The sequence below is a fragment of the Campylobacter sp. IFREMER_LSEM_CL1097 genome, assembly GCF_025772225.1.
Taxonomy (GTDB): Bacteria; Campylobacterota; Campylobacteria; order Campylobacterales; family Campylobacteraceae; genus Campylobacter_D; species Campylobacter_D lari_D.
Genome location: NZ_JAKMRT010000001.1, coordinates 136,097 through 144,598 on the forward strand (window position 1 = coordinate 136,097; position 8,502 = coordinate 144,598).

Annotated in this window: 11 protein-coding genes; 4 read left to right on the plus strand and 7 right to left on the minus strand. The window is 26.8% G+C overall.

Translation table 11 applies throughout. The features are described from left to right. The first annotated feature begins 37 nt into the window (after positions 1 to 37). The 3 genes from L8W64_RS00760 (at position 38) to L8W64_RS00770 (ending at position 3,343) form a co-directional block, all read left to right on the plus strand. Positions 38 to 703 (plus strand): YIP1 family protein, encoded by a 666-nt coding sequence (locus L8W64_RS00760; RefSeq protein ID WP_263672629.1) that lies wholly within the window; start codon positions 38 to 40, stop codon positions 701 to 703. 64 nt (positions 704 to 767) lie between these two features. Next, the gene (locus L8W64_RS00765; protein ID WP_263672616.1) at positions 768 to 2,249 is read left to right on the plus strand and encodes a DUF2779 domain-containing protein; all 1,482 of its coding nucleotides are present in this window, start codon (positions 768 to 770) and stop codon (positions 2,247 to 2,249) included. A 29-nt stretch (positions 2,250 to 2,278) separates the two neighbouring features. Continuing rightward, complete coding sequence (locus L8W64_RS00770; protein WP_263672617.1) at positions 2,279 to 3,343, plus strand: WG repeat-containing protein; 1,065 nt, start codon at positions 2,279 to 2,281, stop codon at positions 3,341 to 3,343. A 286-nt stretch (positions 3,344 to 3,629) separates the two neighbouring features. Here L8W64_RS00770 and L8W64_RS00775 read toward each other — a convergent pair whose 3' ends face one another. The 6 genes from L8W64_RS00775 to L8W64_RS00800 all read right to left on the minus strand — a co-directional run bounded on the left by L8W64_RS00775 (position 3,630) and on the right by L8W64_RS00800 (position 7,006). Then, the gene (locus L8W64_RS00775) at positions 3,630 to 3,800 is read right to left on the minus strand and encodes a hypothetical protein (protein WP_263672618.1); all 171 of its coding nucleotides are present in this window, start codon (positions 3,798 to 3,800) and stop codon (positions 3,630 to 3,632) included. Beyond that, positions 3,800 to 3,955, minus strand: coding sequence for a hypothetical protein (locus L8W64_RS00780; protein ID WP_263672619.1), 156 nt, complete (start codon positions 3,953 to 3,955; stop codon positions 3,800 to 3,802). The genes L8W64_RS00775 and L8W64_RS00780 overlap by 1 nt, the downstream gene beginning before the upstream one ends. After that, a complete protein-coding gene (locus L8W64_RS00785; RefSeq protein ID WP_263672620.1) occupies positions 3,942 to 5,096 on the minus strand; it encodes a PD-(D/E)XK nuclease family protein in 1,155 nt (384 codons plus the stop codon). Before L8W64_RS00785 ends, L8W64_RS00780 begins: the two co-directional genes overlap by 14 nt. Positions 5,097 to 5,098: 2 nt before the next feature. Further along, positions 5,099 to 5,449 (minus strand): hypothetical protein, encoded by a 351-nt coding sequence (locus L8W64_RS00790; RefSeq protein ID WP_263672621.1) that lies wholly within the window; start codon positions 5,447 to 5,449, stop codon positions 5,099 to 5,101. Between the two features lie 9 nt (positions 5,450 to 5,458). Continuing rightward, positions 5,459 to 6,613 (minus strand): WG repeat-containing protein, encoded by a 1,155-nt coding sequence (locus tag L8W64_RS00795; protein ID WP_263672622.1) that lies wholly within the window; start codon positions 6,611 to 6,613, stop codon positions 5,459 to 5,461. Between the two features lie 108 nt (positions 6,614 to 6,721). Then, the gene (locus L8W64_RS00800; RefSeq protein ID WP_263672623.1) at positions 6,722 to 7,006 is read right to left on the minus strand and encodes a WG repeat-containing protein; all 285 of its coding nucleotides are present in this window, start codon (positions 7,004 to 7,006) and stop codon (positions 6,722 to 6,724) included. 97 nt (positions 7,007 to 7,103) lie between these two features. Between L8W64_RS00800 and L8W64_RS00805 the strand changes: the two genes are divergently transcribed. Next, the gene (locus tag L8W64_RS00805; protein WP_263672624.1) at positions 7,104 to 7,406 is read left to right on the plus strand and encodes a hypothetical protein; all 303 of its coding nucleotides are present in this window, start codon (positions 7,104 to 7,106) and stop codon (positions 7,404 to 7,406) included. A 9-nt stretch (positions 7,407 to 7,415) separates the two neighbouring features. On the opposite strand, the gene L8W64_RS00810 is transcribed toward L8W64_RS00805, so the two are convergent. Beyond that, the coding region (locus L8W64_RS00810) for a DUF1524 domain-containing protein (protein ID WP_263672625.1) at positions 7,416 to 8,502 on the minus strand (1,087 nt) is incomplete at its 5' end.

Consider the following 8,502-nt stretch of genomic DNA (forward strand, 5'->3'; position numbering starts at 1 on the left):
AGGTGTTAAAAAATAAAAATCAAATTTAAAATAACAAATCAAAAAACAAAGGAATAAAATGAAAAAACTATTTTTAATTTTAAGCATATTAATGTGTATATGCTTTACTTTTACTAATGCTGAAGTAAATTATACAACAGCACAACAAGATATAACAATAGAAAAAACTATAGATAACAATACAAGCACAAAAATAGCTCAAGAAGATTATACCAATACAATAATCATCACCATAGCTATCTTAATATATATCATCATAGCTGCGGTGCTTGTGTATTATGGATTAAAAGGCAAGGTAGTCATATATAGAAATACAATAGATCTTAGCTTGTGTGTTGGATTATTTGCTGTATTGCCTTTAGCCTTTATAATCTTTATGACATTATTTCTAATGCGAATAGAAAGAGATACTGCGCTAATGATTATGGGTGTCATTGCTTTTATATGGGCATGCGTTGTATTATATATAGCATACACAACACTAAGAGACAATCGTAACAATCCATTACTAATGATTTTAATACTACCTTTAAAAATAACATTAGGATTATGGTATGGACTTAGTATTTTTGCAGTTTTGAGAAAAAGCAATCTTAAAACCGTAGCGCTAAGAAGAGAAGAAAAACAAAATGCGTTAGCACGCTTTGCTTTTTCAAGCGGACTAATTTATGCTCTAATGCGAGATAAATCTTTGAAAAAATAATACTCTAGCCTATTTTAATAAAAATAGGCTAAAATTCAAACAAAACAACAAAGAAAGGTAAATAATGTTTTTTTCAAAATCAAGATACACAAGAGGCACACAATGCGCTAAGTCTTTATGGCTGAAAACTTACAAAAATGAAGTATTGAGTGTGCCAGATGAAAATGCTTTAGCTAAATTTAGCACCGGTAACAAGGTAGGCGATCTAGCCTGCGAGCTTTTTCCAAATGGAGTAAAGATAGAGTTTGAAGGCAGTTCTTTTGATGAAAAATACGAACAAACTAAGAAATTATTAGAAAATAACCAAGAGGTAATTTACGAAGCTACTTTTTGCTATGATGGTATTTTGATCATGATAGATATTTTACAAAATACTAAAGATGGTATGATCATTAATGAAGTAAAAAGCTCTACATCTTTAAAAGATGTTTATATAGATGATTGTGCTTTGCAGTATTATGTTTTATCAAATTTAAATTATAAAATCAAACAAGTTAACCTGATACATTTAAACAATGAATACTATAGAGGTGATTTTCTTGATATAAATCAACTTTTTAAGTTCAATGACATCACAGATAAAGTTATCCAAAACCAAGAAGAAGTTAGAAAAAATTTAAAATACTTTGAAGAAATTTTAAGTAAAAATGAAGAGCCAAATATAGACATAGGAACACATTGTTTTGATCCTTATGAGTGCGATGGATATGAGTATTGTTGGGTTAAACAAAGAAATTTATGTGAAAACGAGAATGTTTTTAACATTTCAAGGCTTAATGCAAATAAAAAATTTGAACTCTATCAAAAAAATATAATCAATTTCAAAGATATAAAAGATCCATCCATCTTTAATGAAAACCAACAAATTCAAATCAAAGCCTCACTTAATAAAGAAATCTACATAAACAAAGAAAATATCAAAAAATTCTTAGATACTCTAACCTATCCCATATATCATCTAGACTTTGAAACTTTTATGCAAGCTGTGCCTGAATTTAAAGGCATAAAACCTTATATGCAAATACCTTTTCAATACTCTTTGCATATAGACTATAAAGACAAGTTAGAACATAAAGAATTTTTAAGCGAATGCGGGATCGATCCAAGATATGAACTTGTAAAAAATTTGATCAATGATATACCAAAAGATGTTTGCGTGCTTGCTTATAATGCAAGCTTTGAAAAAGGTGTAATAAGAAATTTAGCACTTGCTTTTCCTGAATTTAGCGAGCATTTGCTAAATATAGAAAAAAATATCAAAGATCTTATGATTCCTTTTCAAAATAAAGATTATTATCACTATAAAATGCAAGGAAGTTATTCTATAAAAAAAGTTTTACCAGCTCTAATCCCTGATATGGAGCAAGCTTATAAAAATTTAAATTTAATCCATAATGGAAGCGAAGCTATGCAAAGTTTTGAAGCTATGCAAAGTATGAATGAAAACGAAAGAAAATCTTACTGCCAAGCCTTGCTAAAATACTGCAAACTTGATACCTTAGCCATGGTAAAAATTTTAAAACATTTAGAAGAGCTTATAAAATAACAAATATACAAATTTAAAAAGTAAAACACATGAAAACAAGTCTTTTAAAACTAGATAAGAATTTTACTAGTAAAAAAATAGCAGATTGTGGTGTTATAAAAAAAGATAAAATGTATTATGCAACAACTTTTAAAGAAGATTCAATTTTATTTGATATCGATGGAAACATACTAAAAAAAATCGCTAGCAAGATTTATCACTTAAATGATGATTTATATGGATTTTGTAGCACAAAAACAAAATATGGCTTTATAGATAAAAAAGGAAATTTAATCACAAAAGTAAAATATGATGGTATCAACAGCTTTCATGATGTCTTGGCCGGCGTTGAACTTAACAGAAAATGGGGTTTTATAGATAAACAGGGAAAATTAATTACAGAAACAAAATACAATTGCATTGATGAATTTAGTGAAGGTTTAGCTAGAGTTAAGCTTGATGGAAAATGTGGCTATGGTTTTATAGATGAAAAAGGGGAGATAATCATAAATACCGAATATGATGAAATTAGTTATCATAAAGAAGAATTAGTAAAAGTCAAACTTAATGGAAAATGGGGTTTTGTAGATAAAAAAGGAAATTTAGTTATAGAGGCAAAATATGATTATATCAATAGCTTTCATGAAGGTTTAGCTGGGGTTATGCTTAATGGAAAATATGGCTTTATGGACAAAAAGGAAAATTTAGTTATAGAAGCAAAATATGATTTTACTTTTAATTTTAATGATGGTTTAGCTGGGGTTATGCTTAATGGAAAATATGGCTTTATGGACAAAAAGGAAAATTTAGTTATAGAAGCAAAGTATGTTGAAGTTTACTCTTTTAATGAAGGTTTAGCTGATGTTAGACTTGGTAGAAAATGTGGTTTTATAGATAAACAAGGAAATTTAGCTATAGAAGCAAAATATGATAATGCTTTGGGGTTTAAAGATGGCTTAGCTGAAGTTAAGCTTGGTGAAAAATGGGGTTTGATAAATAAAAATGAAGAAATTGTTATTGAGATTGAGTATGATGAGATACTAAAACTTGATACAAATTTATTTTTACTTAAAAAAGGCGAAGAATTAAAACTAAAAAACCTAAATGTGATTTAAAATGTTTGCGAGCATTTGTTAAATATAGAAAAAAATATCAAAGTTCTTATGGAGCCTTTTAAAAATAAAGATTATTATAAAATGCAAAAAAGTCTTATAAAAAAGTTTTACTAGCTTTAATACTGATATGGAGCAAGCTTATAAAAATTTAAATTTAATCCATAATAAAAGCGAAGCTATGTAAAGTTTTGAAGCTGTACAAAATATGAGTGAAAATGAAAAAAGCTCTCCGTCAAGCCTTACTAAAATGCTGTAAATTTAACCATGATAAAATTAAAGCTATGGATTAAAATTCGATTTTTAAAACCTCATACACATTTACCTCATTTGTATAAAAGACATCATAATAACATCCTGTATATTTATTGTTTTTTAAAAACTGATTGATTGTTTTTAGTTTTCTATCATCACTGAGCTTAAAACTTAAAATATGAATTTTAGCTTGTGGATTTAGCACTATCTCTTGGCTTTTACCTCACAATGATAATTTTCACTTTCTTTTAAAGCTTCTATTGTATTATGATTATTAAAAACCTCATGATTGATAAATTCTCTACATAAGTTTTTATGAAAATCATTCCATTTTTCTAGCAAAATATCAAGAGTTTTCATTGTTTTTTACTCCGTTTAATTTTTCATTTAATTCTTTGATTTTTTCTTTATTTTCTTCAATAAATTTTAGTATTGCTCCTGCTGTAGGATTTTTATCAAAAACTATATAATCAGATAAAGTGTATCCGTTAAATTCAGGTATTTTCTCTTGAATTCTTTCTCTATCTTCTTTTGATATATCACCTATAAGTCTGATTCCAAAATTTTTCCAATTTTTAGAATTTGTAGTATCAAACCAAGCAAAAGCAAAATATACATCATTATTACTTAAATTCTTTGGTTTGAGTATAAATTGAATATAGCTTGAGCCATTATCAATGCTAAAATCATTATCAAAAACTTTGCAAGTTTCTTCTAAAAACTTATTGATAATATAATCTCTTTCATACATTGATATTTTTGGCAATAATTTTGACTTATTATTAACTAAATCTTTAAACAATTGTTCAAAACCAACTTTACTTTCCTTTTGCAAAAAGCTTATTATATCACTACCATTGCCTATGACATTATTTATAGCATCTTTGTAAAATTCTATAGCTTGACTTAAACTGCATAAATTTTTAACCTTTTCTTGGGAACTTTTTAGCCAAGGTAAAATTTCATTCTTATAGAAAATTTGTTTATATAGCACTTTATCATCGCCTTTTTTTAAGAATAATTCATCATTATCTATTTTCCATTCATCTAAACTATCCTTACTAGGTTTTCTACCATCTAAAGTAAGATAAATCACAGCGATATTTTCGATATTTTTGATATCTTTATAAGAAACATTTTCTTCTTTATTTAATATCTCTATATACCTAGCAATTTGTTGATGTTGATCTTTCGCCCAAATTTTATTTTCTAGTATAATGTGTTTAGTGCCATTATGTATATAAATATCTATATTTTTATATTCTTTTAAGACTTTTACATCATCACTTTCTCCAAACCATTCTTTTAATCCTATCTTTTCTAAAAATAAATCCAAAAATAACTTTTCTTGTTCATGATTCTCACTAGGATCAAGTAAAGATTTTAAAATTCCACTATGCAAATTCACCTCATCATGAGCAGGCAAAACCTTTAATAAAGGATTGTAGTTTGATTTGTTTTTTTCCTTAAATTCCTTAAATTGTTCTAAAAATTTTTCCATATTTATTTCCTTTCCATATATAAACTAATAATTTTTATTTTAGCGTAATTTTCATCATCACAAAGCCAAAATTTCATGTGTTCTCCAACTCTATTTTTCTCTAAAGTTTCTAAAATTTTAATAGCGTGTTTTGCTAAATCATTTTTAGGTAAAAATATCACAGTAAAATAACACATCAAATCATACTCTCTATCAACTATTTTCTCATCATAACAAAAAAATCCTCCTTTATTTAAAATTTCACTTGCATACAATAAATCATCATCATCTAGTCTAAACACACCACTATCTCCATAAATAGACATGTATTTATCATAAATTCTTATCATTTCATTAAGATTATTTCCTCGCATATTTTTCCTTTACTCTTTCAACTCTAACAACCTTAAAATTCTCCAGCCTATATCCTTGCTTATACATGCAATTTGTCTTTGAGAAAAAGGATTAAGGGTTATTTTTCCGTTGTATTCTAAGTAAAATTTATGTCCATTTTTACTAAGCTCATAAATTCCATTGCCCAAATCATTTACATTTTCAAACTGCAAATCAAGCACAAATTCTCCATTTGTATTAATAAAACCCCATTGATTATCTATACAAACTTGTGCTAAACCTTCTTTAAAATCAAACGCCTCATCAAAATGCTCTTTTATAACAATATTTGCATTTTTATCCACATAAATAAAACCATCACTTGTTAAAACTAATGCCAAACCACAGCTAAAACAAGACATATACTCATACTCATGCTCACAAAGTATCTCATCATTTTGATTGATCAAAAAATATCTATTGTCTTTTTTTACACTTGCTATGCCTTCGCTAAAGCTATTTGCCTCATCGTATTTTGCTTCTATGATGGTTTTTCCTTTTGTATTGATAAAACCCCATTTTCCTGCTACACAAAAGGCTGCTAAATTCTCACTAAAAAACCTAAGCTCATCATACATCACATCGATGATGATTTTGGCATTTTTATCTATAAAGCCGTATTTGTTAGCTATTTTTACGCAAGCTAATCCACCAACAAATTCTCCAACTTCATCAAATTTAGCTTCACAAATTAACATCCCATTTTGATCCATGAAACCAAATTTAGAATTTTCTAAAAACAAAACAAGCTCATCATCAATAATCTTCATAAAATCAAAACTATTCTTACTAAGCTCATTTTTGTTTTTATCTACCAAAGTATATTTAGTCCCTACCCTGACTTTGATCATATCTTTGGCTATAAATTTCACATCCTTATACATAGGTTCAAAAATGCAATTTAAATTTACATCAAACAAACCATACAAAAACCCATCAAACACTAGCAAATACTCATCATTTATCAAGCTAATATCATCAAATTTAGCCTCTAAAACAAGCTTTGCAAATTCATTCAAAACTCCGCATTTAACCTTGCCATTGATCTTTTGCTTGCATAAAAATAATCTTTCATTTAGTCTTTTTATACTTAAAAACTCAAAATCACTTAAAAAATTTCCATTCTGATCAATCAATGCAAACACATCGCCTTTTTTGATCTTAAAAAGCTTATCACTAAGTCTTATAATGCCATCATATTCAGTCTTTAAAATGATATTTGCTTGAGTATCTATGATGATATTTTCATTTCCTTATCGCAAAAGTGCATAATCATTTACAAAACTACAAACATCATCATATATAAGATCCACTACCACCTTAGCCTTAGTATCTATAAAACCCCATTTGTCATTTATCATAACACCTGCTAAATTTTGACTAAAATTTAAAACCTCATCATATAAAAAATCACAAATTAATTCTCCATTGCTATTTATAAAGCTATACTTACCAGCTTTTTTTACTGCTGAGAAGCCATTTTGAAAATCTCTTACATGATCAAATTCATCATCGATAATAATCCTAACTTCTTTCATCGTTTTCCTTTATAAAATGAAATTATATTAGAATTTTATAGACTAAGATTGTCTATATTTTATGCTAGAATATCATTTTAAAAATATGGAGGAAAAAATGAAAAAGGAAAAAATACCAAGTCAGGTTCCATTTAGTTTTGAAGATTCTCCCTTTGAAAGTAAAGAAGAGTATCTAGAATTTATCAAAAACATGCCTAAGATAGCTACTTTAGATAAGGCTTTGATAAAAAAATCAAGAGAGAAAAATTTAGCAAATAAAGCTATTTCTTACATACAAAGAAAAACTAATCTAAGCTACAACAATGCTAAAATTTTAAAAGATATCTTATCAAAAGAGTATTTTCGTAAGATAAGAAGCAAAAACAAAGTCTTTGCTAAATTTATGAAAGATAAAGCCTAAGGCTTTATCTTAATTGCTTTCAAACGATTTTTTTAATATTTCTAACATTTGCTCTTTGTGTATTTGTGCATTACCAAAAGTCCATTTTTTTGATTGTTTTTTTTCGCTTAAAGCATAAATTAACCAAAGTTTTAAAGATATAACACTATCTTTATTTATATATTTTTGCAAATCTAAATATTTATCTTGTGTATCTTGGTTATTTAAAGATGAATTGAAACTAGAGCTAATAAGAGCTAAATTTCCAAAATTATCTATATTTACATTATTCCATCCATTCTCATTTACTTTGCTTTGTGCTTGCACATGTTCTATGGAATTTAAGCTTCTAAAATAGAAATTGCTAGCAATATCGCTAAAATTTTTATCATTTAATTTATAGTTATCTAAACTAACGTCTTTCCTATTTTTCCATAAATAATACTCCAAACGATAAAACCAATAATGCGGAGTCGCTGTTCCTTGATCTAAGTTTGGAATTTTTACTTTGTTAGTATTAGTAAAAATATGTTCATCACTATTGCTTAAATTAGAAAGAACTTCATTAGAAATTTCCAATAAATCTTTTTTCTTTCCATTTATTTCTACTTCTTTTGCTTGCTCTTTAGCTAAAGCTGTATCTAAATTTTCAAGGAAAGATATTGGATTTTTCTGAAAATAATTTTTATCCTTTGTGATAAAATCATCAAAATTAATATTATCTTTTATTTGTATTTTATTGATTATATTTTCATCATCATTTAACCCATCAAATGAAAAGTTCAAATTAATCTCTTTATCCAAAAATTTCAAAAACTGAGTAAGCCAGTGATGATGATTATTAGACATACCACTTCTTGCTACGCGTAGATAATTTTGCACCATAGCAAGTTCAGGTATAACATTAGAATCTTCGCTGATTGAATATGTGTTATTTTTTGTATTTTTAGTTAATCTTCTAATCTTATAAGAATTTTCCATATCATCTTGACCTTTAATAACAAAATAATCAAACAAAATTCTATATTTTAAAAGATTTTCTATGAATTTTTTAGCTTTTTGTTCTATTTCTTTTTGTTCTATTTCTTTTTGTTCTATTTCTTTTTGTTCTATTTCT